Annotated in this window: 20 protein-coding genes; 8 read left to right on the forward strand and 12 right to left on the reverse strand. The window is 48.4% G+C overall.

Features of this window, described 5'->3' with window-relative positions:
* The first annotated feature begins 58 nt into the window (after positions 1-58).
* Positions 59-889: a phosphatase PAP2 family protein gene (locus BUQ91_RS02920; protein WP_175566591.1), complete on the forward strand. Its 831-nt coding sequence runs from the start codon at positions 59-61 to the stop codon at positions 887-889.
* A gap of 86 nt (positions 890-975) precedes the next feature.
* Positions 976-1,986: an FISUMP domain-containing protein gene (locus BUQ91_RS02925; RefSeq protein ID WP_074208088.1), complete on the forward strand. Its 1,011-nt coding sequence runs from the start codon at positions 976-978 to the stop codon at positions 1,984-1,986.
* Positions 1,987-2,009: 23 nt separating this feature from the next.
* On the opposite strand, the gene BUQ91_RS02930 is transcribed toward BUQ91_RS02925, so the two are convergent.
* A complete protein-coding gene (locus tag BUQ91_RS02930; protein ID WP_072827254.1) occupies positions 2,010-2,252 on the reverse strand; it encodes a hypothetical protein in 243 nt (80 codons plus the stop codon).
* A 153-nt stretch (positions 2,253-2,405) separates the two neighbouring features.
* Between BUQ91_RS02930 and BUQ91_RS02935 the strand changes: the two genes are divergently transcribed.
* Complete coding sequence (locus tag BUQ91_RS02935) at positions 2,406-3,689, forward strand: tetratricopeptide repeat protein (RefSeq protein ID WP_254842220.1); 1,284 nt, start codon at positions 2,406-2,408, stop codon at positions 3,687-3,689.
* A 153-nt stretch (positions 3,690-3,842) separates the two neighbouring features.
* Here BUQ91_RS02935 and BUQ91_RS02940 read toward each other — a convergent pair whose 3' ends face one another.
* Positions 3,843-5,375, reverse strand: coding sequence for a xylulokinase (locus tag BUQ91_RS02940; RefSeq protein ID WP_074208090.1), 1,533 nt, complete (start codon positions 5,373-5,375; stop codon positions 3,843-3,845).
* Positions 5,376-5,508: 133 nt separating this feature from the next.
* Positions 5,509-6,711 (reverse strand): class I SAM-dependent rRNA methyltransferase, encoded by a 1,203-nt coding sequence (locus tag BUQ91_RS02945; protein WP_072827251.1) that lies wholly within the window; start codon positions 6,709-6,711, stop codon positions 5,509-5,511.
* Positions 6,712-6,867: 156 nt separating this feature from the next.
* On the opposite strand from BUQ91_RS02945, the gene BUQ91_RS02950 reads away from it, so the two are divergent.
* Positions 6,868-8,412 carry a FecR domain-containing protein gene (locus BUQ91_RS02950; protein WP_254794292.1) on the forward strand — a complete coding sequence of 515 codons (1,545 nt, stop codon included), beginning with the start codon at positions 6,868-6,870 and terminating at the stop codon, positions 8,410-8,412.
* A gap of 27 nt (positions 8,413-8,439) precedes the next feature.
* Positions 8,440-8,859, forward strand: coding sequence for a VanZ family protein (locus BUQ91_RS02955; RefSeq protein ID WP_072827249.1), 420 nt, complete (start codon positions 8,440-8,442; stop codon positions 8,857-8,859).
* An 18-nt stretch (positions 8,860-8,877) separates the two neighbouring features.
* On the opposite strand, the gene BUQ91_RS02960 is transcribed toward BUQ91_RS02955, so the two are convergent.
* Both BUQ91_RS02960 and murB read right to left on the reverse strand, forming a co-directional pair.
* Positions 8,878-9,489 carry a hypothetical protein gene (locus BUQ91_RS02960; RefSeq protein ID WP_074208091.1) on the reverse strand — a complete coding sequence of 204 codons (612 nt, stop codon included), beginning with the start codon at positions 9,487-9,489 and terminating at the stop codon, positions 8,878-8,880.
* Positions 9,490-9,522: 33 nt separating this feature from the next.
* The gene (murB, locus tag BUQ91_RS02965) at positions 9,523-10,458 is read right to left on the reverse strand and encodes a UDP-N-acetylmuramate dehydrogenase (RefSeq protein WP_074208092.1); all 936 of its coding nucleotides are present in this window, start codon (positions 10,456-10,458) and stop codon (positions 9,523-9,525) included.
* A 27-nt stretch (positions 10,459-10,485) separates the two neighbouring features.
* On the opposite strand from murB, the gene BUQ91_RS02970 reads away from it, so the two are divergent.
* Entirely contained in the window at positions 10,486-11,643 is a 1,158-nt protein-coding gene (locus BUQ91_RS02970; RefSeq protein ID WP_074208093.1) for a CHC2 zinc finger domain-containing protein, read from the forward strand.
* Positions 11,644-11,655: 12 nt separating this feature from the next.
* On the opposite strand, the gene BUQ91_RS02975 is transcribed toward BUQ91_RS02970, so the two are convergent.
* The 6 genes from BUQ91_RS02975 to dnaX all read right to left on the reverse strand — a co-directional run bounded on the left by BUQ91_RS02975 (position 11,656) and on the right by dnaX (position 21,257).
* Positions 11,656-12,921, reverse strand: coding sequence for a GspE/PulE family protein (locus tag BUQ91_RS02975; protein ID WP_254842221.1), 1,266 nt, complete (start codon positions 12,919-12,921; stop codon positions 11,656-11,658).
* A gap of 286 nt (positions 12,922-13,207) precedes the next feature.
* The gene (locus tag BUQ91_RS02980; RefSeq protein ID WP_074208095.1) at positions 13,208-16,372 is read right to left on the reverse strand and encodes an efflux RND transporter permease subunit; all 3,165 of its coding nucleotides are present in this window, start codon (positions 16,370-16,372) and stop codon (positions 13,208-13,210) included.
* Between the two features lie 20 nt (positions 16,373-16,392).
* On the reverse strand, positions 16,393-17,442 hold the full coding sequence (locus BUQ91_RS02985; protein ID WP_074208096.1) for an efflux RND transporter periplasmic adaptor subunit: 1,050 nt from the start codon (positions 17,440-17,442) through the stop codon (positions 16,393-16,395).
* 20 nt (positions 17,443-17,462) lie between these two features.
* Entirely contained in the window at positions 17,463-18,878 is a 1,416-nt protein-coding gene (locus tag BUQ91_RS02990; protein WP_074208097.1) for a TolC family protein, read from the reverse strand.
* A gap of 135 nt (positions 18,879-19,013) precedes the next feature.
* Positions 19,014-19,322, reverse strand: a complete 309-nt coding sequence (locus BUQ91_RS02995) for a YbaB/EbfC family nucleoid-associated protein (protein ID WP_072827240.1) — start codon at positions 19,320-19,322, stop codon at positions 19,014-19,016.
* Positions 19,323-19,529: 207 nt separating this feature from the next.
* The gene (dnaX, locus tag BUQ91_RS03000) at positions 19,530-21,257 is read right to left on the reverse strand and encodes a DNA polymerase III subunit gamma/tau (protein WP_074208098.1); all 1,728 of its coding nucleotides are present in this window, start codon (positions 21,255-21,257) and stop codon (positions 19,530-19,532) included.
* Between the two features lie 403 nt (positions 21,258-21,660).
* On the opposite strand from dnaX, the gene BUQ91_RS03005 reads away from it, so the two are divergent.
* Positions 21,661-22,044: a hypothetical protein gene (locus BUQ91_RS03005; protein ID WP_072827238.1), complete on the forward strand. Its 384-nt coding sequence runs from the start codon at positions 21,661-21,663 to the stop codon at positions 22,042-22,044.
* A 24-nt stretch (positions 22,045-22,068) separates the two neighbouring features.
* Positions 22,069-22,410 (forward strand): hypothetical protein, encoded by a 342-nt coding sequence (locus BUQ91_RS03010; protein WP_254842222.1) that lies wholly within the window; start codon positions 22,069-22,071, stop codon positions 22,408-22,410.
* A 91-nt stretch (positions 22,411-22,501) separates the two neighbouring features.
* On the opposite strand, the gene pheT is transcribed toward BUQ91_RS03010, so the two are convergent.
* The gene (gene pheT, locus BUQ91_RS03015; RefSeq protein WP_074208100.1) at positions 22,502-24,937 is read right to left on the reverse strand and encodes a phenylalanine--tRNA ligase subunit beta; all 2,436 of its coding nucleotides are present in this window, start codon (positions 24,935-24,937) and stop codon (positions 22,502-22,504) included.
* Positions 24,938-25,009: the final 72 nt, after the last annotated feature.

Raw genomic sequence — 25,009 nt, forward strand, 5'->3', positions numbered from 1 at the left:
TGCTTTTTTATGTTTGTCGTTGTGAATATAAATTTTTAGATGGACTTTGATGTTTAAAATGATGGTTAAATCCTTTTTTCGCGTGATTATTGCAGTGCTTTGCGCTAAAACGCTGGTGTTTTCTGCAGTTTTGCAAGAAATTGTAAAACCAGAGCATCACTACGAAGTATCTGTGCGGCTCGATGTACCGCTTGTGCTTGGAATTACCTTGACTTCGGCGCTTGGCGTTTATCGTTATTATGGCATGGAACGTATTTCGTTAAACGATTTAAAACCGAAGTCGGAATTTTTGCCGTGGGATCGTCCGTTCGTGGGGCATTACAGCGACTGGGCGACTACCGTAAGCCATTATTCGGGTGTGCTTGCTGTTGCACCGCTTGCGCTGGCAGGTTATTCTTGGTACAAAGGTGATGCTGATGGTCATGATTTTGGCGCTTTTACGCTCATGTTTGTGGAAGCGTTTGCGTTACAGAATGCGATAAACCAGATTGTCCGCTCTTCGCAACTTTGGCCACGTCCTTACGTATATGCAAAGCGCGGGGAAGGCAGCAAAAAAGCGGAGTCTGCTCGCGGTGAAGCTTTTGGCTCGTTTTATTCGGGACACTCATCTGCAGCATTTACCGTTGCAATTTTTACAGGCGAGTGGTTCTCTGAAATTTACCCGAACTCCAAGTACAAAAGTCTCGTGTGGGCATCATCGTTGACGCTTGCTGGGGGTGTCGCTGCCTTGCGTGTTATGGCAGGCAAGCATTATCCTACAGATGTTGTAGTTGGAGCGCTTGTCGGGACTGGAGTGAGCTTGGGTGTGCTTAAATTGCATGAAATTTGTAAAAATAATATTTCATTCTGGGTGATTCCGGGCAATATTGGCGCTGTTTTTTATTTTTGACAATTTTTTATAGCATTTTTCTTGAAAATGCGTATATATATTGTGTAGGCTTACTCGGTAAGTCATTTTGTTAGATGAGGTTTTAGATGTTGGATGAGGTTAGGCGTGTCTTGTGCGCCGTTGCTTTTTTGACCGTGTCTGTGGTCACCCAAAATTACGCTACTGAATTTAAGGATTATAGGGATGGGCGCGTTTATCGTGCTATTCCATCTGGAAATTTAAACTGGTTCAAACAGAGCCTCAGGTATAACAAAACCTCGTTCTATACGGATGAAAACGGAATTCCGTTTTACCGCGATGACAGTTGGGTAGCCTCTTGCCCGGAAGGTACGCAGGTTCCCGATGAAATGGACTGGGATCAATTGATTGAAGATCAGTTTTCCGGTGACGACAAGTTGGAAAATATGAAAAACTTTGTCGGTCATTCTTCGCTCGGCTTTTACAAGTTCGAAATGGACGAAGTCGTGAATGTGAAAAAAGGTTTCGCGTATTTTGCAGTGCGCAATCAGGGCAATCGCGCAATTAGGCTAGAAACCAAGCGTGGTACGGTAAAAATTGTCGATCTTGAAAATTCCGATGCTGTGCAAGTGCGCTGCGTGTATCCTCGCGATTTCCTTTCGGAAATGGGAATATCTAAAAGGGATATGATTTTTACGGATAGACGAGACAATAAAAAATATGTGGTCGGTGTCCGTGGCGGAAAAATCTGGATGATGAAAAACCTTGCTTTTAGCGTAACTTCCGAAAAGCAATGCTATGTAGAAGATAAGTCTTTCTGTGAAAAGTTCGGGCGCTATTACACCTACGAAGATGCTCTCAAGGCTTGCCCTTCGGGCTGGCACTTGCCAGACGATGCGGAATGGCGTGACTTCCAGAAAGACCGCAAGACGCTGGACTGGGATAACTTAGGGCAGGGCGGTTGCCAGGACTGGGACAATTATTGCGACGGAATGAATTCCGGACATTATTGGTCTCGCACGTCCATACAAGAAAATACGGCCCGTTCATGGGAGTTCAACCGAGCTGACCACGATATTGATCGAACAGACGCAAGTGTTCATAAGGGACTATATGTCCGTTGCGTTGCTGATATTTAAAAATTAATTTGTTTTAAATATAGCTATAGTTCGTCGTCACTTTCGGACACGTCTTCGAAGTGACTTCCATATTCGTCAAAATTGATTTCTTCGGCGATATCATCGTTGTCGGAGTCGTTTTCAAGACCAAAACCGAGGCGTGCGCAAATGCGGTCAAGAAGGATGAGATCCACATCTTCGGTGTCGCCGCCTTCACGTTCATAAGCTTCGATGATAAGCTCTTGTTCGTCCGGTTTGTATTTGTCGACAACTTCAGTGATTTTCATTTTATTTTCTCCTTTGCGGATGGTTTTAGAGAAAAATATCCGCATTCTCTGCTTGTAATATCGCCTATATAAGTTACATTGTCAATGGGTTTTACTATTTTTTTTGCTATGAACAAGAAATTGTCTTTTATTGCACTTGCGTTTTTGTTGGGTATGTCTCAATCTTGGGCTGTTGACCCCCGTATAGAACAGGGCGCCCGTTTTGAGGCTAAGGGCCAGTACGATAAGGCTCTTGGCGAATATCGTGCCATGTTGGCTGAAAATAAGAAGAATACCGAAGCTTACATGGCTGCCGGCAAAGTCCGCATGAAGATGAAGGACTATAAGGGTGCTGTGGCTAATTTCCGCCTCGCTTATGGTTACGATCCGAGTTTGACAGAGGCTTATGAAGGTGCTGCCAAGGCTTACGAAGCTATGGGCCAGCAGGCAAAGGCCGATGCGGAACGCGCAAAGATGAAGGGTGGCAAGGCTGCTGCAAAGACCGAAACGGCTAAGACTGAAACAAGTGCGCCGAAGGCTGAAGTGGCTAAGGCTGAGCCCGCAAAGACCCAGGCACCTGCAAAGGCAACCCAGCCTGCACAACAAGCTGCTCCTGCAAAGACGGAAACTCCGAAAGCTGCTCAACCTGCTCAAGTTTCCGCTACCGAAGACCCGTTTGAAAAAGGCAAGGCTTTGCTTGCTGAAGGCCGTTATGCGGAAGCCGCTCCACTTTGGAGAACTGTGCTTTCGAAGAAGCCCGGCGATGCCGGTGCATACTTCTATGCCGGCCTAACTCGTTATGAGATGGGAGAATACGACAAGGCCGAGTTCAACTTGAAGAAGGGACTTTCGTACAAGGAACGTGGTAACGATGCTAATTACTATTTGGCAAAGATTAACCAGAAAAGCAAGCATCTCGATTTAGAAAAGAAGTATTTGTCTGCTTATCTGAAAAAAGCCGCTCCGGATGCAAAGTTCCGCAAGGCTGCCGAAGACCGCATGGCCGAAATCAATGCTGTTGCTAATGCCGCAGCCGAAGAAAAGGCCATGAAGGAAGCCGAGGCTAAGGCTCTGAAAGAAGCTAAAAAGACAGGGAACGACAAGGCGAGGTCCGTTGAAACAGCTGTGAGCTCGCAGAATAATGAAGTGGCTCCGACGGCGACGAACTCCATTGCCAATGCCAATGCGCTTTATGCGGATGGCTACAATGAAGCGGCTCTCCAAATGTATAAGGCCTTGCTCGAAAACGAAATCACTCCGGATGAACGTTATTTCGCAATGCTCCAGATGGGCAATATCTATCGCGAAATGCGCGATTTCCACAGCGCTGTAACGCGCTATCGTGATGTTGTTCGTGAATTCCCGGATTCCGACTGGGCAACCGAAGCCGAACGCGCTCTGGAAGATGCTGTATGGCTTGAAAAGCATGCAAGTGAACTTCCGCGCAACAAACGATAATTGGCCATTAGTCAATGGTCTTTAGTTATTAGTTACAACTGAAAGATTTCGTATAAAATTATGCCGGGCTCGTCCCGGCATTAATTTTTAAGATGTCATGCCCGCTCAGGTCCCTGAGCTTGTCGAAGGGCGGGCATCTCTTTTTTTGAGGATTTATCCTTTCACAAGCTTTCGGTCGCTTTTGACTTTAGCAAGGAACTTCTTGTAGATTTTGTTGTAAATCTCGTGATTCTCGGGATTCGGCGTGTAGGTGTTCGTAATCTCGATGTAGTTGTGAATGTCTTCGAATTTCATTTGCCCAAGGCCGATTGCGGCAACGGCTGCAGCGCCAAGTGCGCCCACGTACTGCGGATGCTTGACCGTTTCAATGGTATGGCCTGTAATGTCTGCAAGAATCTGGTTCATGATGTTGATTCTTGCAAGCCCGCCTGCAAAGCGAATCGTGTCAGAAATCTTGCACTTCTTGGCCTGGCATTCAAGAAGCCAGCGGAAGTGGAAACAAATTCCTTCAATTACGGCACGGAGCAAATCTCCACGGCTTGTTTCAAGATCAATGCCCGAAAGCGAACTGCGGATTTCTCCATCTTCGAATGGTGTTTTGCAACCGTTCATGAACGGAGTGAACAAAAGTCCTCGTGCCCCAGGTTTTGCTTTTGTGACAAGCGAAGCACATTCTTCATAGCTGTATTCGGAATTGTCTAGTTTGCCGATTAATTCTCGTGCCCAAGCAAAGCACCTGCCTGCAGTTTCGAGTTCACCGTACAAATATTTTTGAGCGGGATTAGGACCTTTGACTGCAATCATCATGATGTCGGCAAACTGGATGATATGGTCGACCACGGTGCAGACTGAACCGGAAGTGCCGCAGTAAATACCGGTGAGGTTACTGTGAGTGTTTCCGCAGCCAATGGCGACCATGGCAACGTCTCCGCCACCAGCGATAACAGGCGTTCCTTTTTCCAAACCCATTTGTTCGGCAGCTTCTTCTGTAATCTGTCCGACGATGTCTGTGCTTTGCACGATTTCGGGCAAGTGATTTTCGTTGATTCCGTAAGCTTTGGCCATGGTGTGGCTCCACCCGGAATGCCCTTTGCGGCAATCATTGAGTGCAGCACAGAATGCGGAGTCTTCGGTGCGTACAAAACGGCCCGTGGTCTTGAACAAAAGATAATCGCCGACATCTAGGAACTTGTCTATTTTGGCGAAGTTTTCGGGCTCGTTGTTTTGCACCCACTTGTATTTCCAGATAGGGCTGTATGCTCCGACCGGAACCATGCTCGTGTGTCGCATGGCCTTGATGAGTTTCCAAATATTGAGCCCGTGGATCTTTAGGCCGTTGTTGAAATATTCTTTGAATTCTTGATCGGCGCGCCTATCAAGGAATGTCATGGGCGGGCGAACAGAATTTCCTTTTCCGTCTACTAGAACAGTTCCGTTCAATTGGGAGCAAAAGCTGATGCCCTTGATTTGGTCGCTTGTAACACTGTAATTTTTGAGAAGTTCTTTTGTGCTGCGGCAGATGGAATCCCACCATTGCTCTGTGCTTTGCTCCACACCTTTGCCACCCAAGGTGGTTGTCGTATGGGTCGTCGTGACCGTTGCACCGACGAATTCAATTGTATTGTTGATTTTTGTAAGTGCTGCTTTTATAAAGGAATTGCCAATATCGTATGTTACTAGGTACATTTCTTCATCCTTTAAAAACAGTCCAACCTTGTCAAGAAAACTATAAAAAAATACAGGCCTTGTCACCTGTATATAATCATTATGTAAGATTTTTGGATGTTCTAGTGGAACAGAACATCCCTTTTTGTGTTTTTTACACGACTTGAACGAGTAATCCCTTGAGATATTGCCCTTCGGGGAAGGCTGTATTCACGGGATGGTCGGCTGGTTGACCAAATCGTTCGATAATTTGCACGCGGCGGTGAGCGTCGGCTGCAGCATCGGCGATAATCTTTTGGAACAGGTCCATTTCCATGAGGCCTGAACAGCTGAATGTTGCAAGCATACCTCCTTCGGCAAGGAGCTTTAACGCAAGCATGTTGATGTCTTTATAACCGCGGGCGCCTTTTTGCAAATTGTCTTTGCTTTCGACAAACTTAGGCGGGTCAAGTACGATAAAGTCAAACGTTTCGGCCTTGTCGCGGCATTTGCGCAGGTACTGGAATACGTCGGCTTCGACATGTGTTGCGTGTGCTGTACTTAATTTGTTCCTCATGATGCCTTCCTTGGCGAGCTTGAGCGCGTCCTTGGAAACATCGACTTGATAAACTTTTTCGCACCCGCCACGAAGTGCGTAGAGACCGAAACCGCCAGTGTAGCAGAAGCAGTTGAGTACTTTTTTACCGGCCGTGAGTTCTCCTACGCGGCGTCTTGCATCGCGCTGGTCGAGGTAATAACCCGTCTTGTGACCGTTCTTCACATCGATGGGGAACAAAATGCCGTTTTCGTTGATGATAACCGGTTCATCGGGAACTTCACCAAAGACCGTGCCCGTGCGTAACGGCAATCCTTCTTTTTTGCGGACTTCGGAATCGCAGCGTTCGTAGATGCCGCGGCAGCCCGTCTTTTCGGCGAGCAGTTCGTAAATGATTTTGCGATTGACTTCGGCACCTGCTGCGAGAATTTCGACAGAGTAAATGTCGGCATATTTGTCTATGATGCAACCAGGAATGCCGTCATTTTCAGCGTTTACGAGGCGGAATGCGTTTTCCTTATCGGCAATGTCAAAACCGCGGCTCTTGCGGGCAGCGATAGCTCGGTCAAGGAGGTCGCTAAAGAACTCTCGATCGATTTTTGTATTCTTGCCTTCGTTCCCGAACGTCCAAAAACGTCCGCGGATCTGGGATTTTGGGGAGTATGCCGCGAGGCCTAGAAAATCACTGCGGTAGCTGTAAACTTCGACAACGTCACCAAGTTCAGGGTCCCCGACAACTTCGTCGATGGCGCCGCTAAAAATCCAGGGGTGGTAACGGAGGGCGGATTTATCACGCCCGGCTTTTAATGTAATCGCTTTCATGGGTAAAAATCTAGAAATTTTTGTTATATTTCTTTTAGTCCCGTGTTTTTCGAGTTTGTCAAAACATGTGATGGGGAACAATTTCTTGTTTTTTTTCTAGGGGGAAAAGTGATTTTAAATTTCATTTATGAAATTTTAATTACTAGATTGAAAAACATGGTAAGTTCGTTTCGAACCGATTTTTTGCAAGCGGGACTATTTGGTGTAGCCCTCGTTTTTGCGTTATCTCTGATTGCTTGTGATAAAGATGATCCTTCGAAAAAAAATGCAAATAAGGATTTGCCCCTAAAACATGAATTTAGTGCTGTAGTGCTTGATGTAACAGGTGATGCAAGGATAAAGGTTGATGGGGAAGCATCCAACTTGAGCTTGGGACAGAACATCTACGAAAAAACGCAACTGACGTCTGGAGTCGCTTCTTCAGTCGTGCTTTCGGTAGCCGATGGTTCGGCTTTAAAGATTGATGGAAAATCGGATGTCCAATTTGATGTTGCTATTGAGTCTTTAAAACGTTCTTTATCGGTTTCGCTCCTTCATGGTAGATTGCTGTTCGATGTACAAAAGCAAGCGGTCAAAGATGAGTTTGTTTTTCGGACTGAAAAGGTTTCGGCAATTGCTCGTGGTGCAGCAGGCTTTATTGAATATACCGACGGCCTGAATGTTTCCTCGCTCAAGGAAGGTTCCGTTGATGTTTCTGTGAATGGTGATTCTTTACAGCCTGTCAAGAACGGACAAACTATGATTTCCAATGTGAATGGTGTTAAAACTCTTTCGTTGGCTAGTTCGGGAACGCTCATTTTGGCGCGTGCTATAGATTCGATAGCGACTGAGGCCGCTTCAGAACTAGGAATTCGTGCTTCCAAATTGAATCTTGATAAACTGGAAACTTTGCTGCTTGCTTTTGATGAATCTTTTAACAAGAAGGCCGATAGTCTTATAAAGAAGACCCAGGTCGAATTTAAGCCGAAGGTCCTGAATGAATATATTGGAAAACCGAGTGTTACGCTAGAAGCTTTGTATGTGCCAGGAGGCTTGATCTCGGTGCAGGGACTTGTAGATACTATTTCTGAAAGTGGGCTGTACAAGCGGACTATTGAATGGGAAGACTCTACGGCTTTTGGTCCGAAGCGTTTTATTGTAAATTGTGGCAATGGCGAGGTGGAATACATCTGCCATACGTGGAATATGAATTTTGTTTCGGCTAAAATGGCTGAGGTTTTGACGAAGGCCGATGAACGTAAGGCCAACGTTGTAAAGGATTCCGCTCAACAACCTAAAATTCTAAAGCCGACCATTGTTATAGAAGGCTCGGGACGTGAACGAATTCATGTGTTGCCCGAAGAACGCGATATTCCGGCAACACTCCGTTTTAGCGTGGCTGGCTTGATGGGTGCTGATTTAAAACAAATTAAGAAGATTGTTGTCAAGCGTAAAGGCGTTGTGATTAAAACGTTTAGCGGTGATGAACTGACGACAAATTCTTTTAAGTTGCCGCTTCGATTGAAACAGAATAGAGTTGCTCATATTGAAATCTCCGTGTATTTTGTGAATGGCAAGCGCATCAAAGTCCGAAAAGTTTACGAAACGTATTGCTATTTTGAAAATTACGAAGGTGGCAAAAAGAGCAATCGAATCAACGATATGACGGCAGAAGAAGAGTACAAAAACGTGGTATCAAAGCACTTGCTCAAGGATGAATAGCTTTTTTAAAAAGCTAAATTTGCGTCCATGTTTGAATCGCTCTTTGACAAGTACCCGTTTTTCAGAAAAGTCCCAGCCATCCTCTGCATGGCGATAATCTTCAAAATTTCATCGATGACATCTTATGAACTCGAAGATTTCCCGCATGTGTGGGATAAACTGGCGCATACGTGCGAATATGCGACTTTGGCGGGTTGCTTTTGCATGTGGTGGGCACGTGGCCAGTGGTCTTTGAAACCGTGGCTCAAGGTGCTAATCGTGATGGCTATTGCGCTTGCTTACGGTTGCACGGACGAATATCACCAGAGTTTTGTGGAAGGGCGCGATTGCAGCGGTTATGATTTGATCGCCGATGCTCTTGGCGGCATGATTGGCGGCTCGGTGTACGTGTTGGTTGTGTGGATTCTCAATCGCTATGACCCGTTGCCGTCAACAGTGAATGAATAGCTGTCTTTGCTATGATGTCTAGGCTTGTTTGCAAACCGCAATAACGATAGAAGTTATAATAAACACGACAATTGCAATACCTATTGCAATTCTTTCCTTTTTACGGTACATTTTTACATCGTAGTCGGGGACATGTGTATTGACTATTTTTGCGCAAATAAATCCCTGTGCGGTGGCGTATCCGATGCATACTAAAAGTGGGATAAGCCCTTTGACGGATTGAGATATTTGAGGATGTTTGCTGGCAATATTTGCAATAGTGTTGGCGAATGGAAGGGTGAGGAAAAATAAAGCAAGATTGGCAACAAATATTTTGAAAAAGAAACTTAATGAAGATTTAGTCTCGCGCAAAACTTTATGATGAAGCAATGTTTGGATAATAGCTACATAAATATAACCGAATGCAGCTAGTCCAAAGATGAATGAACTCCACATGAATAAACCGGCCGGTTTGCGGTCATCTTCGACGCTGTTTTCTTGCGGGGCGGAAACGATGCTTGCTTCGTGCGTTTTTGTACTGTCATGATGTGGATTGTTTTTAAAGTTCGGATGCTCTTCGTTAGGAGCATCGCACCAAAGGCAACATGGCATGTCGTCTTCGTATTCCTTTCCGCATTTTTTGCAAATCATTGAGCGTTCCTTGAAATTTTTGCGTATAAAATATTAAAATTTCCCAAGCAATATAATTTCGCGTTTTAGTTGGATGCCGAATTTTTGGGCAACGGCATTTTGTACGTATTCGCTAAGCGTCTTGATGTCTGCTGCGGTTGCTCCGCCTACGTTTACGATGAAATTTGCATGGACGCGGCTTACTTCGGCGCCGCCTATGCGGTAGCCTTTTAAGCCAGCTTGTTCGATGTAGTAACCTGGTGCGATTTGTGTTGGCGTTTCGGCGGCGCCGGCATCGAGACGCTTGAAGGTGCTGCCTGCATTGGGCATGGAAAGCGGTTGCGAATTGCGGCGCTTTGTCATGCATTCTTGCATTTCGTTTTCGATATCCTTGACTGTTTTGCCGAGTTCTATGGCAGGCGTGAGCTGGAATGTGGCAGAAAGGATTGTTTCGGCGCTTTCTGCAGAAGTTACGGATGCCGCGAGTTCTTGAAAAATGCTGTGGCGGTAGGCAAATTTGCAATCTGCTGCGGCTCGCGTGTGCAAATTGCCGGCAGAATTGATGCTTTCGACTTCAACGCAAGTTTGCGAAACATCTTGTCCATAAGCGCCTGCGTTCATAAAAATCGCACCGCCGAGGCTCCCGGGGATGCCTGCGAGTTTGTGGATGCCGGCAAGCCCTTCGTTAATGGTATAGCGGGCGAGGCGAGCAAGTGGCGTGGCGCCTTTGACGCAAATTTTCCCGTTGCCGAGATTCGTGATTTCCGAGAAAAACTTACCGAGCTGGATGATGACGCCGTTGTAACCGCGGTCTGAAACGAGCAAGTTTGTGCCTTTGCCGAGTATGTAGCTCGGGAGCGTGTGCTCATTTGCAAATGCGATTGCTTCTTTGATATCGTCAACAGATTCTGTTTTGATAAAATATTTTGCGGGACCGCCTACTTTAAAGGACGTGTGCTCGCACATCGGTACATTTTCAAGAATAATCATGACGAAAATATATATATTCTTTGTGCAATGACAGAAGAGGAACTCAAACAATTTAAGGCGGCGCTCTCGATTACTGCAGTAGCGACTGCGCTAGGTGTGCCTGTGGTGCGTGGTCGTTGCCGTTGCTTTTTTCCGACTCGTCATTCACACGGCGATAGAACGCCTTCTGTTTCGTTCTCGGAAGAACGTGGAACTTTCCGATGCTGGGTCTGCGATGATGTCCGTGGCGATGTGATTTCGCTTGTCCAGATTGTCAAGAATTGTTCCTTTTTAGAAGCTTTGAACTGGCTCAAGGAAACGTATGGATTCTTGGTGCCTGGGGCAAAATCTCCGGTGCAAAATTATGCGGCTGCACCGAATATTTCGCCCGCAGTTGCTTCGGCGCAGGTTCATACGACAGCGCAAAACGCCTCGTTTGTGGCAAAAGTGGCGGTGCGCGAAGCGGCTCTTGAATATACCTCACCAGAGCCTGCAAAAGAACTTGTCTCAGAAGATGAACGCAAGAAGATTATTCTTTCGTTCCTTAAAATGTTGAGCCCGGTCGATAAGACTCCGGCTGCATCATACCTTGCTCGGCGCCGCATTTACAAGCCTATTTGGGACAAAATGCTTTTGCGTACGATAATGGATTATGGCGCACTCAACAACAAGCTCAAGGAAACTTACGATTTGGAAGTCCTCAAGTACGTGGGACTTTTTAGTGAAAAAGGTAACTTGAGGTATTACAAGCATCCGCTGTTTTTCCCGTATCTCGACGCCAAACGCCGTTCGTTTTATTTTCAGGCGCGAGCCATCGATAGCACGGTTGTTCCGAAGGAACTGAACTTGCGCGGAACGGTTCCGTTCCCCTACAACGTTTCGGCTCTTGATGGAAGGCCTGGGTGGGTTTACCTTTGCGAAGGCGTGGTCGATACGCTTACGTTTTTGGGTCAACGCATTGCTGCCATTGGAATTCCTGGAGTGCGTTCGTTCAAGACGGAATGGCTTCCGCTCTTTAAAAATAAGAGTGTTGTACTTTGTTTGGACAAGGATGAGGCGGGCCGTAGTGGCACGGAGTATTTGCAGACGGTTTTTGCAAACGCGAACATCCGCACGGTTGTGCTTGGCGATGGTGTCGATCAGTTCGGTAAATTGTCAATGAAAGAAGGCGAAGACATCAACGATTGGTTTGGTGGGAAGAAGTGATGAGCCTTCGGCTCATATCCCTAGCACTCTTGTTATTTCCTCCTCATCTGTAATTCCTTCTGCAACAAGTTTTTGCGCATATTCTTGCATGGTGCCGTCGGCGTAGGTGTTATTGGGTAAGAGTAATTCACAGACAACGGTTCTGCCTTTGTAATGATGGGTGGACTTGCAAGACTCGTTTTTGTCTAGCTTTCTTACGAGGCGTTGTGCGAAAACTCCGAGCAAGGTTTCGTTTAAAATACTTTGAGAAATGCCGAGATCAATTAAGCGAGATGTTGCGGATTTGGCGCTGTTCGTGTGCAACGTGCTCAAGACGAAATGCCCTGTTTGTGCGGCTCGAATTGCAATTTGTGCAGTTTCTGCATCGCGAATTTCTCCAACGAGAATCACGTCTGGGTCTTGGCGCAAAATGGAACGCAATGCGACCGCAAACGTGAATCCGCATTTCTCGTTTACGGGAACTTGATTGGCTCCGCGGAGTTCGTATTCTACCGGATCTTCGATGGTCGTGACGTTGATTTTTTGCTGGATGATTTCGCGGAGTCCTGCATAAAGCGTTGTTGTTTTGCCGCTCCCGGTGGGGCCTGTTACAAGGAATACCCCTTGCGGTGCGCTGAAAATGCATCGGAGTGCTTGGAGCGTTTTTTCGCTAAACTCGAGACTAGCGAGCGTTTGTGCGGAATCATTTGCGGGGAGCAGTCGCAAAACGCATTTTTCGCCATTGCTAATCGGGATTGTACTTAAGCGCACGTTCACTTTCTCGTGAAAATCCTCAAATGCAAAACTCCCGTCGTGCGGCAAACGGCGCTCTGTGATATCGACATTTGCCATGACCTTGAGGCGTATCAATACAGGCTCAGCGAGCCATTGCGGAAATGTGCGGTATTCAGTTAAAAGTCCGTCAATGCGGAAACGTACGCGGAGAGCATCAGCCATCGGTTCAAGGTGAATGTCGGTTGCTTTTTTCTGCAATGCCTTGACGATAAGGCTATCGACGAGATTTATAATGGGCGCTGATTCCCAGGATGTGTTGCGCGATGCATCAAGTTGCTTGATGTCTTTGAACAAATCTTCATCATCGATAGATTCTGCGTGGCTGTGCATTAGCCGAATTTCGGCAGGGGAATGTTCTTCGGGAATGATTTGTTGCTGCGTGATAAAACGGATTTTTTCAAGTAAAAGTTCGTCGCTTGCATTTGGAACTGCGACTTTCAGGGGCGCGGCGCTTTTTTCATCGCTTTCCATGACACATTCTCCGCAGCACTCGGCTTCCGCCATTACTGCAATCCCGTTTTTCTGGCACCATTTTTTGGATAAAATTTTTGTATTCATCCCCGTAAAATACAATCAAAAAATTCAAAAAATCACTTTCATGCAAATTTTGCAACCTATGGTTTGCAAAGTAGTCAATGGTCGATGGTCATTAGTTGTTTGTTAAAGTTTGGCGGCGAAGCCGCGATTATAAAAAACAATGGCTAAATACTATTGACTAATAGCCAATGGCTATAAATGCAAAAAAGTCCCCCGGGTGGGGGACTTTGCGGAGTTGTCTAATGAAACTCGATTAAGCCTTGCTCATTTTTGCCTTGACCTTGCTAGCGCCTTTCTTGGCCTTGCTAAAGAGGGCGTTCGGGAGCCAGAAGAATGTCGGCACAAGGAACATGGTAAGCACGGCTGACACGATCAAGCCACCCACAGAGGCGATACCCATCGGCTGCGTCATGGCGGCGACGTTACCACCGAGTGCGAATGCGAGCGGGAGCTGTGCAATCACGGAGGCAAGCGTTGCAAGCATAATCGGCTGGAACTTGGCTTTTGCGGCCGTAAGCACTGCCGAGCGGCGGCCCATGCTTCCACTACGCAACAGGCGGTTTGCTTCGTCCAGCAAAAGAATGGCGTTGTTCACCACCACACCAATCAACATAACGATAGCCATGAGGGCAATCATGGAGAGCGCCTTGCCGGTAAAGATAAGGGCGAGGAGCACACCGATAGCACCCATCGGGATGGTCGTCATGATAATGAACGGCTGGGCAAAGCTTTCGAGGAGTGCGATGAGCAAGATATAGGTAAGGATAATTGCCATCACGATTGCCGTCATGAATTCCTTCTGCATGTCGTTCTGCATGTCGGCGTTACCACCGAAGCTGAACGAGATTCCTTCTGGGAGTTCGTCCTTCATGCTGTTTGTAAGTTCCGTGAGTTTGCCCATGATTTCACCGGTCGTGTGGCCAGGGAGCAAGTTCATCGAAACGTCTACACGTCTCATCTTGCGCTTACGGTCAATACGCGTCGGACCAGCACCATCTTCGATGTGGAAGAGTTCACTTGCACTCACGTAACCTTTAGGAGTCTTGACTGGCAGGTCTTCGATGTCGGCATGGCTCTGTCTATCCTTTTCCATCAAGCGTACGTAAACGTCGTATTCTTCACCGTCTTCGGTGTACTGGCCTGCTTCGAAACCGTTCACTGCGATGTAGTTGTAGTTTGCGATGGTTTCTAGCGTTACACCGTAGTCGGCAAGTGCTGCACGATTCGGAATCAAGCGGATTTCCGGCTTACCAGCTTCGTAACTTGTCTTGATATCCACGATACCGTCAATCTTTTCCTTGACGCGGTCAAGGACGATTTGAGAAGCCTTAATCACGGAGTCTGCATGGAGACCGCTCACTTCGAGCACCACGTCACCGGCGGAGTTGTTCTGCATTTCAGAGGCGGAGGTGGATTTCACGGAAATGTAGGCGTCAGGAATGTTGGCGAGGTACGGGCGGATGGAGTCGACGATTTCGTCGGTGCTGCGGTGTCTGCCCTTCCAGTCTTTCATTTTCTTCTTTTCCCAGTCCTTCAAGAGCCTTACACGCATGGTAGCCTGGTTTACGGTCGTAAAGCCGTTGGAACCACCCACGTTCATGCTGTAGTGAACAATTTCAGGAATATCCTTGACGCGGGATTCGATAATATGAGCCACGCTGTCGGTCGTTTCGATATTCGTACCTACGGGCATTTCGAGCTTGATGCTCATCATGCCTTGGTCCTGTCTCGGGGTAAGTTCAACTGTCAAGTACTGCGTAGCCATAAGGTACACGATAGCACATGTTCCTATAAGAGCCAAAACCTGGACAATCACGCCTGGAATAGAAAGGCAGAATCCAAGCATCTTCAAGTAGACAAAACGAACACCGTTCAAGGCCTTGGGGAAAAGTCCCAACAAACTTCCGATAAAGCCCGGCTTTTCTTCGATGATGTTTCCGTTTTCGTCTTTCTTTTTACCCTTGAACAAGTAGGCGGCCATAAGCGGTGTAAGCGTAAATGTCACGAGGAGCGACACGAATGTTGCAAACACCATGGTCATACCGAATGTTCTAAAGAAGATACCTACGATGGACTTCATGAATGCGATAGGCACGAACACGCAGACGTTGGTGAGCGTCGAAGCCATGATGGCAATCATGATTTCAGAAGTGCCCTTGTAGGCGGCTTCCTTCGGGTCAAGGCCTTGGTTCAACTTGCTGTTGATGTTTTCAAGCACGACGATGGAGTTCGTCACCAGCAGACCCACGGAACTCGATAGAGCCATGAGGGACATCATGTTGATACCAAAACCTGCAAAGTACATGAGCGTGAAAGCGCCAATCACAGAAATCGGCATCGTGAGGGCTGCGATAATCATCGTAGAGAACTTGCCGAGGAACAAGAGCAAGAGGGCGGCGGTAAGCACGATGGCGATAATGATGTTTTGAATAACGTTATCGATAGATTCGTTCACAGCTTCGGACTTGTCGTAAATGAGCGTGAGCTTGAAGCCTTCCGGGAGAGTCTTGTTGACTTCTTCCAAACGCTTGAGCACGCCTCTGGAAACTTCCACGACGTTTGCGTCGGAGCGCTTCTTGATATCGAGTGCGACTGAGTTGATGCCGTTAAAGCGGGAAGTCGATGTAATTGTTTCGATGGTATCTTTCACGACGGCAATTTCAGAGAGCTTGACGACTCCCTTTTCCGTCGGAATTTCCATGTTGCGCATTTCATCGAGGTTCTTGAACTTACCTGCGGTACGCACAGACGTGTTCTTGTGCTTGCCGATAACTTCACCAATCGGGAGGTTAACGTTGGACATGCCGTAAAGGCCCATCATGGTGCCGATATCGACACCACGGTCCATCATCTTTTCCTTGTCGACTTCGATGGCGATCTGGCGGGTTGTACCACCGAAGATATCGACGCTTGCGACACCGGAAACAGAGGTGAAGAGCGGTTCAATTTCGTCTTCGACTTTCTGGCGGAGTTCCGTAGAGTTCAGAGGGCCGGTAAACGAAATTGCCATGATGGCGGCTCCGTTAATATCGACCTTTGAAATAATCGGAGCCTGCACGGCATCCGGGAAGTCCGCAGAGGCGAGGTCCACCTTGGAACGCACGTCATTTGCGGCAACGTCCACGTTCACGCCCATGTTGAACATGGCGACGATAATGCCGTAGTTTTCCAAGCAGATGGACTGCACGTAGTCGATACCGTCCACGAGTTCCACTTGTTCTTCAATCGGCTTGATAATTGTGGTTTCGATTTCTTCAGGGTTTGCGCCCTTGTAAATGATGGTGGCCGTAACCACGGGGACTTCGAATTTCGGCATCAAGTCCACCACCATCATAGAATAGGTATAAAGACCGAACACCACCACGGTCAAGATGACCATGAGCATGGTGATTGGTTTGTAAATACTGGCTTTAATCATTGACTATACTCCAGTGTCGATTATTCGACGATCAGCACCTTGTCGCCGTCGTTCATGCGGTTCTGGCCTTCGACCATCACGACATCGCCTTCGCTAAGGCCATCCTTAATCTGGATGTCTGTTTTGGTCTGCACACCGAGTTGCACAATTTTGCGCTTGGCCTTGCCTTCGTTATCGACAATCCAGACCGAGTTCACGCCATTGCTATAGACAATGGCTTCGACAGGGACGGTAACGCCTGTAACTTCACGGGCGTCAATCTTTGTGGTGAGGTACATGCCCGGGAGGAGCTTTTGACCCTTGTTCTTGAATGTGACTTCAACCGGGAAGAAACGTGTTGCCGGGTCTGCGGCGAGCGGAATGAGGCTCACTTCGCCCTGGAGCTTTTCGCCGTTGAGTTCGATTGTTGCCTTGGCGCCCTTCTTGAAGAATCCGATTTCGGAACTTGTGACGTTGAGCTTGAGGATTACTTTGTCGAGGTTTGCGATGGTGAACATGGCACCACCGACACCCGGAACTTCACCGACCTTGAACTTGACTTCGGTAATGGTGCCGGAGGACGGAGCGAGCACGAGCGTTGCACGGCGTGCGGTTTCCATCTTCATCTTGGCAACGTTAATTTCGGTTTCGAGCTTGTCTACGTCTTGCTGAGAAACGCCACCCTTGGCCTGTACTTCTTTCAAGCGGGTGAGGGTCTTTTCTTGCATTTCAATGCCTGCTTTAGCTTCTTGGTAGCCTGTGTTGTCGCCTGTAAAGACGAATTCAGCAAGGACTTGGTCTTTCTTGACCTTGGAACCGACGCGGACATTGACTTTGGAAATCGGGTCGCTGAGTTTTGCGGTTGCTTTTGTCTGCTGGCTACCTTCGATGGTGCCGCTAAAGGCGCGGACGTCGGTAAGCTTGACAACGCCTGCCTTCACAACGCGAGCGGGCTTGCCATTGACTTTCTGGATTTCTTCAATAGTTGTCGGCTTTTCAGCGGTCTTGTCAGCTTTCTTGGCGTCGCCGCATCCAGCGAGGAGGAGCGACATGGCAGAAATAGTAATGAGTGTTTTTGTAATGGTCTTCATGATTGTCTTCCTCTTAAATCTTAGTATTCACCAGTGGCCTTGAGCAATGCGTTGTAGGCATTGTTCCAGTCAAGAACAGCCTTCATGTAGCCAAGCTTGGCCAAGCGAAGCTTCTGGCTTACGTCAAGAAGGTTGATTTGTGTTTCCGCACCGATTTGGTAGGCTGCTTCGGAGATTTCGTATCCGCGATTTGCCAAGTCTACCTGGCGTTTTGAAATTTCGATTTGATTCTGTGCGTCTTCCAAGTTGTTGACGCACGCCTCTATTTGCAGGCGGAATCCGCGTTCTGCAGTTTCTTTCATGAGTTGTGTGCTGCGAAGTTCTGATTTTGCTTGAACTACGGCTTCCTTGGTCTGCATGCCGTTGAAAAGGTTCATCGACAAATTTAAAGAAACGTACTTGTTGAGTTTGTCCCACTTCGGGGCATCCCATTCGGTAATCTTGTTCTGGTTATTGGCGTATTTGAGACCTCCGAGCAAGGCGATTGTCGGCTTGTAGCCGCCTTCTTCGATTTCGATATTCTTTTCTCTCATTTTTTCGGTGGCTTCGAGCATCGCCAATTCCCTACGGCGCTTTTTCACGTTTGCCATAGCTGTATCCGGGTAAGGGAGGTTTGCTTCGGGCATGCGAAGTTCACCGACGAACTGCACTTCGGAATCCCAATCCAGTCCCATCTTGTTGAGAAGAGCGTTCTTGGCGAGGATACGCAATTTCTTTGTCTTTTCGAGATTGGAACGCTGGCTTTCCAACTCAAGTTGTGCGCGAATCACATCGATTTCTTTACCAGATCCGCTTTGGAATTTCTGCGTGGCGATATTCAGATTTTCTTCAGTCTGCTTGATGCCTTCTTCTGTGATGGCGATATTTGAATCCAGGAGGATCAAACTGTTGAAAAGGCTATCAACGGCGTAGCGGATGCTAGACTTCTTGTCTTCGAGATTGACTTCTTCCATGTGCTTGTAGGCCTTGGCGATATCGATGGCGGTACCGACCTTGCCTGCAGCGTAGAGAATCTGGGTTACAGTGAGGCCCACGCTGGACTGCCAACGGTAACCTTGAGATTTCATGCCGTAAATAAGCCCGTCCATGCCTGGACCAATAACGTTTTGGTCAAAAGCGTTTGCTTTGGGGTAGCCAGCATCGTCTTTTTTGCTAGCCATGTCTTTTGCGGCATCCGTAAAAACGGATGCTTTTTTTACATCGTCCAGTCCAAAAATACGGGTGACATTGGCGCTAAGGTCAATAGAGGGGTATGCGTTACCGTAGCCAGCATCAACTTGAGAAGATGCCTTGATGAGGTCTTCTTCAGCAGTTTTGACTTCCGGAGAGTTTTCAATGGCGGTCTGGACCGCTTCATCTCGGGTGTAGGTTTTTGCCGAGGCTGGTACAATCAGCCCTAGTGCGAGGGCAGAAAGGACTAAAAATTTCCTTGACATTCGTTCTCCTGAATATAATTAACGGGCCAAATGTAAAAAAAAAGCGCCCTATTTATAAGGGTGCTTTTTTTTGAATTTGATGAAGCGCAAATTTTGGGGATGAAATGCAGCAAAATTTGCGAAATTTGATGAAAATTACATCAAACCGGGGATTTTCATGCCACCAGTGATGTCGGAAATGCTAGACTGGGTGGCGTCATCTTTCTTCTTGACGGCGGAGTTGACTGCAGCCATGATGAGGTCTTCGAGAGCTTCGACATCGTCTTTATCGACTGCGTCCGGATTGATTTTCACCATCGTGAGCACGCCTTTCCCGTTCATGGCGACCTTCACCATTCCGCCTCCGGCTTCGGCATCAAAGCTCTGTGCCTTGAGGTCGTTTTGGGCCTTAAGCATCTTGCTCTGCATTTTCTGAAGGTCCTTAAGCATTTTGCTCATATCCATGAATATATCCTCGCTTTTTGAGTGTATTAAAGGTTGTTTTTGTGCTCCAGAGGAAACACTAAAGTCGTTTATCGTTCGTAATTATAGAATTTTTTGCAACGATGAGGTATGGGGGGTAGAATGTGTTTAGTATACAGTGGCAAATGAAAAATGAAGAATTAAAAATTAACTACCATTTTTCATTTTTAATTTTTTCATTCTTAATTTCTACGCGTCGCAATCCTCGTCATCGCATTGTGCAACCAAGGCAGCTTTCTTGATTTTCTTGGTAAAGACGAGTTCGGCGGCAAACATTTGCTTGAGCCTTGCTAGCCCCGGTTCCTTTTCCAAGTCGAGTTCGTAGGGGCTCATCTTGGCGGCGCGTTGTTCGGCAAGTTCTGTTTCGGTAAAGGCTCGAGTGCGGATCGAAAGCGCAATTTTTGTTTGCAGGCGGTCTTCCAAAATACGTGTGACGCGTTCGACGTAGTCTTGGCGTTCCATCATCTGGCGGTAGCCCCAGTTGTCTGCGTTTTCTGTGGTGCCCGCGTAAGTAAGCGCAATCGGGAACGGGTTCATTTCGGGGTCGCCCGTTTCGAGAGTCGTATTGGCGATGGCTGCTGAAAATACGTAGTCACCGTCATTGGCGATGTTCGAAAGTATGGACGGCCAAGCGGCAGAAATCTCGTAACGTGAAAACGCCTGAACGCCACCCTGATCGTATCCGGCGAACGGATCGTCATAAGACGCCTGGACTTCTTCCTGGGCGTCTATCATGGCGCTGACTTCAGTTACTTTTTTTTTTACCGCGTCGTTTTCGGCGCTTTTAGGATCGTTAATCGCTGCAAGAGCTTTTCGCAAATCGACCAGTCGGTCGAGCCAAGCCATTCGGGCGAAAGTCGTCTCGACGAGGAGGCGAGGGTTCGTGCTGTAGCGGAGCGTACCCTGCAAGTCGATAAGCATCTTGCTTATGCGGAGAATGTCGCCGTTCGTAAGACTTTGTGCGCAGCTCTTGTACTTGGTGTAAAGTTCTTCGGTGATGTTGAGTGCATCTGGCGTGAATGCATCGAGGCGGGCGTAAAGCAAATTGCGGAGGAACTTGCCAAAGCCGTCGAGCAGCGGGATGAACTCGATACCGATTTTCACAGCGTCATCCACCATGCGGAAGCAACCCTTGATGTCGTGGTTTTCGATAGACTGGATGAGCGAGAAGAAAAGTTCTACAGGCGGGATGCCAAGGACAGAGCGGACGGATTCCGCGGTCATCTCGTTCCCGGTAAATGCGTATGCCTGGTCAAAGTAGGTGAGACCGTCACGCATGGAACCGTCGGCCTTTTCGGCAAAGATGTCGAGGGCTTCGTCGGTGGCCTTGATGCCTTCCTGTTCGCAAATGTAGCGGAGGCGGCTGCGGATCTGGTCTACGGTCAGGCGCTTGAAGTCAAAACGCTGCACGCGGCTCAAAATCGTCTGCGGGACCTTGTTGACTTCGGTCGTTGCAAAAATGAAAATCACGTGGGCGGGCGGTTCTTCGAGCGTCTTGAGGAGAGCGTTGAAGGCGCCTGTCGAGAGCATGTGGACTTCGTCGATAATGAAAATTTTGTACTTGCCGATGACAGGCGGGTACTGCACTCGATCGATCACATCGCGGATGTTATCGACGCTGGTGTTGGAAGCCGCATCTATTTCATAGACGTCCATCGGGTTTCCGCCGGCGATATCCTTGCAGCTGTCGCACTCGCCACACGGGTGTAGCGGGTCTGAGCCCTTGCAGTTGAGCGTGCGGGCGAGGATGCGGGCGCTAGTCGTCTTGCCCACACCACGGGTGCCGGTAAAAAGGAATGCATGATGGAGACGACCGCCCTGAATGGCGTTCTCAAGAGTCTTTGCGATATGTTCCTGACCGACCATATCGCTGAATGATTGCGGGCGCCACTTACGCGCCATTGCGATGTATGCCATGGCTGGGAATATAGTATTTAGACGAGAGACGATAAATGCGTAAGGCGAATATTGCGGCAAAAAACTTGTTTTTTGACATAATTGAGCCTAGCATTTAGCACATGTGCAAAGACGAGAGAATGAGAAATGTTGCGTTTTGGGGGTATGGGGGATTATAGTAGAAAGTAGGCAGTAGACAGTAGGAAGGATCCATGCTCGAAATAATGGACCCTATCGGTCGTTGCACTCCCTCCAGGGCGACATCTAAACAATAACTATTGACTAATAGCCAAAGCGATTTTTTCTGCAATCCTGTTTACTAACCACTGTTTACTAATCACTTTTTTTCGTATTTTTAAAACGTAAATATTTAAAATTTGTCATATCGCTTTTTAAGCGGATGACTATGCAAACAGAGGTTCTTATGAATTTTGATATGGCACTTTTGATTTTGTGCTGGCAAACAGCCTGCCTTTCGCATAACCACGAGAATGAACAGCTTTTGCCGGGGGCGACTTCGGCAACGGAAGCGGAAAGTGCCGAACTCGACAAGATTCATGACGAAGTGACTCCGAACGCCAGTTGGGACGAATTCAACAACCTTTATGCAGGTTACAAGTCGGCAAGTGACCGCACTAAGGCTTGCGTCAAGGCGCTTCAGTCGGCTTCAAACGATTTTAAAATTCAGGTGACGAACTGCATGGTCCGTATTGCGAACGCATCTCGCGAAGATGACAATGAGAGCAACATGTCGCCCGAAGAATATGAATTTATCAAGAATGTACGTGAGCAGCTTGGACTGAATTAAGTCCAAACTGGGGGGAGTGTGTTTGTGGTTCATTCATTAAAAATCATCGTAGTTTCTGTGCTTGTTGGGAGCGTATATTGCGCTGCGCAACTTGCATTAAAACCTGCAGTTGAAACGGATAATGTCCCTACAATTGAAGATCAGTACTTGATTTTTAAACCTGCTGAAAATGAGTTCCGCGATGAAACTCCGGAACAGGCGAAAACAATTCCGGCAGGGTTCCATAATCCAACGTTAGTCGTTAGCCCAGAAAGCCGGAAGAACATTGATGACAAAATGGAAAAAGTCGGGAAGGGCCTTTGCTATGCCTCGATTGCCACTTTTATCTTGAGCGGGGGCGGTGATACTCGGCTTTGTGGGTATTAATTTTATTTATTTGTAACAAAAAGACCCGCGCTTAAACGCGGGCCTTTTACTTTTCTAGTAGCGAATAACTAGTTACTGCGGCTATGCCGCATTAGCGAAGCACGATGTCGCCGTTGGCAACGAGCTTGTCGCGAAGCTTGTTGTGAGCCTTGTTGACTTCGTCGTCCGTGAGCGTGCGGTCCATAGCCTGGTAGGTGAGGCTGTAAACCATGTTCTTCTTGCCGGCTTCAATCTTTTCACCTTCGTAGATGCTCTTGAGAGTAATCTTTGCGAGGTTCTTCGGGTTGAGAGCCTTGATGCGGGCGAGCACGTCTTCGTGAGTCATCGACTTTGCAACTTCGATAGAGATGTCGCGGGTCGAAGGCACCTGGCGGCTGAAGGCCTGGAACACAATCTTCTTGTGGCTTTCGTGTTCCATCTTGTCCATGTCGGCTTCCATCACGTAGGTCTCGTAGCTGATTTCGTTAGCCTTGAGGCAGTTCGGGTGGAGTTCGCCCATTGTGCCAAGCACCGTGCCGTTGCAGACGATTTCGGCCTGCTTGCCCGGGTGGAGGAAAAGTTCCGGCTTTGCTGCGGCGCGGAATTCCACGACGAGACCGAGACGCTTGAAGAAGCTCTGGACAAAGCCCTTGAAGGCGGCAAAGTCAATCTGCTTCGGCTTGTCGTTGAGCGGATCGGTATCAAAGTTACCGGCGATGGTGAGGGCGACGAGGTTGGATTCGTCAAAGCCCGGATCGCGTTCGTCCTTGCGAGCGCGCTTGAACTGGCCCTTGGCTACTTCGAACAGACGAACAGAACCCGGACGGTTCTTTTCGTTTTCGGCAACGGCCTTGAGCAAGTTCGGGAGGAGGCTCGTCGGCACAGCACCGAGTTCTTCGGAAAGCGGGTTCAAGAGGAGAGCCGGCTTGCTACGACGGTCGTCACTTTCGGGGCCAAAGAGGGCTTCGGTGCGGGCCTTGCTCGTGAAGCGGAGGCTCAAGCATTCGTGGAGGCCCATGGCAGAAAGCGTCTTGCGGATCTTGCGGTTCAAAACTTCGATAGCAGGGAGTTCGTTCGGCTGCATCGTGAACTTCGGCAAGCTGTACGGAATGTTGTCGAAGCCGATGAGGCGTGCAATTTCTTCGATGAGGTCGACTTCGCGTTCGAGGTCCGGGCGGAAGCTCGGGATCTTGAACGTGAGAGATTCGGCGTCCTTCTTCACGACTTCGAGAGCGATACCCGTGAGGAACTTTTCAATCTGTTCGGCGGAAACTTCCATGCCGATGACCTTGGCTGCGCGAGCGACGCGGAGCGTGACTTGGTTGTTTTCTTTCTTGTGGTCTTCGCCGGTGTATTCGACGGAACCCTTGAGGATGCGGCCACCAGCGACTTCCTGGATCATGGCGCAAGCGTACTTGCTGTATTCGTCCTGCGTAGCAAAGTCAATTTCGCGTTCGAAGCGGTAGCTGGAGTCCGTAGAAATGCAGAGGCGCTTGGCCTGCTTGCGGATAACGGTCGGGTTGAACCAGGCGCTTTCGAGGAACACGTTCGTCGTAGCGTCGACGATTTCGGATTCGACACCGCCCATAACGCCTGCGACGCAAGCCGGACGGTCACCGTCGCAAATCACGAGGTCGTTTTCGATGAGTTCGTGTGCGGTGTGGTCGATCGTTTCAATATGCTCGCCCTTGACGGCGCGACGGACCTTGATCTTGTTTCCGTGGAGCTGGTCCATATCAAAGCTGTGGAGCGGCTGACCGACGTCCATCAAGATGAAGTTCGTGATGTCGACGACGTTGTTGATGCTGTTCATGCCGACAGCGTGCAAGAGTTTAGCAAGCCATGCCGGAGACTTTTCAACCTTCACGTCCTTGATGACGCGACCCACATAGCGGGAGCAACCGCAGCCCGGAACGACTTCGAGGCTGATAGCGGCGCTTGCATCTTCGGAATCTTCCTTGAAGTTGTAAGCGAGCGGCTTGAGCGGGCGGTTGAACTTGGCAGCGAGTTCGCGGGCGACACCGCGGTGGCTGAGTGCATCCGGGCGGTTTGGAGTGACGTTCAATTCGTAGCAGACATCGTACATGCCGAGGCTTACGAACGGGGTACCTGCCGGGATGGAATCGTCGAGAACCATGATTCCACCGTGGTCGTCAGAAAGGCCGATTTCGTCTTCGGCGCAAATCATGCCGAAGCTTTCGACGCCGCGAATCTTGGATTTCTTCATCTTGAGCTTGGTGCCATCGGGGAGCGGGAGTTCTGCGCCAATCGGGGCGAGCACAACCGTCTGGCCTGCAGCGACGTTCGGGGCTCCGCAAACAACCTGGATGGTGTTCGTGCCGTCGTTCACGGTAGTGATGTGCAAGTGATCGCTATCCGGGTGCGGATCGCAAGTGAGAACCTTTGCAACGAGCAACTTGTCATAGACCTTGCCCGGTTCTTCCATGCCTTCAACTTCGAGACCGATGGAGGTGAGCGCCTTTGCGACATCTTCCGCAGATTCCGGAAGGTCAACGTGACGTCTAAGCCAATTCAAAGAAACTTTCATTTTATTACCCTTTGTGGCACGAAACTTGCGTAAGTCCCGGCGTTTTGCCTAGATGGTCCGCAAAATCCATGC

This window comes from Fibrobacter sp. UWB11, from assembly GCF_900143015.1.
Classification (GTDB): Bacteria; Fibrobacterota; Fibrobacteria; order Fibrobacterales; family Fibrobacteraceae; genus Fibrobacter.